The sequence below is a fragment of the Peptoniphilus indolicus ATCC 29427 genome, from assembly GCF_000227315.1.
GTDB lineage: Bacteria > Bacillota > Clostridia > Tissierellales > Peptoniphilaceae > Peptoniphilus > Peptoniphilus indolicus.
Genome location: NZ_JH165061.1, coordinates 464,836 through 466,432 on the forward strand (window position 1 = coordinate 464,836; position 1,597 = coordinate 466,432).

The window sequence follows — 1,597 nt, forward strand, 5'->3', positions numbered from 1 at the left end:
CATACTAATGTTTAAATAAAGTAATTTATTATATATTTATTGCGTTGGAGATGAATTTCAATCAATTACATAGAAAATTAGTAAAAAATCAATTATAAATAATCAAGTATAGAAATATCGCTTAGGATAAATTAAGAAAATTTCGAGGGAGTTTTCTATTCGGAAAACTAAAGATATGATATAAACTTTACAAAGCTTATTAATGTATGTAAAAATAAATTTAAGAAAAGCTAAAAGAAAATATTATTGATTTTTAGAGGTGAGAAATGATAATTAAGAATATAAGAATTATTGACCCGAAAAGTTGTATAGATGAAGTTACAGATATTTTAATTGAAGGCGAACGTATAAAAAAATAGGGGATATAGATTCTATGGGTGACATAGATGGAACAAATTTAGTAATGGCTCCGGGCTTTATAGATGTGCATGTGCATTTTAGAGATCCTGGGTTTACACATAAAGAAGATATTCACACAGGGGCAAAATCAGCTGCAGCAGGTGGATATACAACAGTGATTTGCATGGCAAATACAAAACCAATTATGGACAATGTAGAAACTTTGTCAGACTTTAATAATAGAGCAAGCAAAGAAGACATAAATGTACTGACAATTTCAGCGCTCACAAAAAATTTCAACGGCAATGAACTCGTTGATATGCATGCTATGATAGAGAATGGTGCTTTAGGATTTACAGACGATGGAATTCCAAATACTAATAATCCTTTGATACTTGAAGCTATGAGAAAAGCGAAAGAATTGGATGTGCCAATATCATTTCATGAAGAGGATCCAAATTTAAATGTAGAAAATGGAATAAATCATGGAGTTGTTTCAGATGAGATGGGACTTTTTGGTGCACCTTCATATTCAGAGGATGTAATGGTTGCAAGAGAAGGAGTATTTGCATTAGAAACAGGATGTAAAGTAAATATACAACACATTTCTTCAGCTGGAGCGGTTGAACTTGTAAGATATTTTAAATCCAGAGGAGCAAATATTTATGCAGAGGCAACTCCACATCATTTTACAAGTACAGAAGAGTTGGTAAGAGAGAAGGGAACTCTTGCTAAAATGAATCCACCTCTTAGAACAGAAGTTGATAGAAAAGCGATAATTGAAGGCTTAAAAGATGGAACAATAGATATAATCGCAACAGACCATGCTCCACATATAAAAGATGAAAAAATGGTGGAATTTACAAAAGCTCCAAGTGGAATAATAGGATTAGAGACAGCATTTGGATTGGGATTTACAAACTTAGTTAAAAAGGGACATTTGAGTTTGATGGAACTCATTGGAAAAATGACTATAAATCCAGCAGAACTATACAAATTGGAAAGAGGCTCAATAGAAGTTGGAGCAGTTGCAGACTTGGTAATCTTTGATATAGATGAAGAATTTGTAGTAGATAAATTTCATTCAAAATCATCTAACTCACCTTATATAGGAGAAAAATTATTTGGAAAAATAAAATACACTATCTGTAATGGAAAAGTAGTATATAAAGAGTGATATAAATTGTAAATTTAAAGGGAATATAAAATAAGTTGAGAAGGCGTTTTAACATGGATCATGTAAAACGCCTTTTTTGTA

General features: G+C 31.2%; 1 protein-coding gene. It reads left to right on the forward strand.

The genetic code is table 11. The features are described 5' to 3' along the window. The first annotated feature begins 373 nt into the window (after positions 1 to 373). Positions 374 to 1,516, forward strand: coding sequence for a dihydroorotase (locus HMPREF9129_RS02180; protein WP_004819869.1), 1,143 nt, complete (start codon positions 374 to 376; stop codon positions 1,514 to 1,516). Positions 1,517 to 1,597: the final 81 nt, after the last annotated feature.

What these genes read in the sequence shown, in the direction of transcription:
- HMPREF9129_RS02180 (WP_004819869.1), top strand. Translation starts at nt 374, where the DNA reads ATGGGTGACATAGATGGAACAAATTTAGTAATGGCTCCGGGCTTTATA.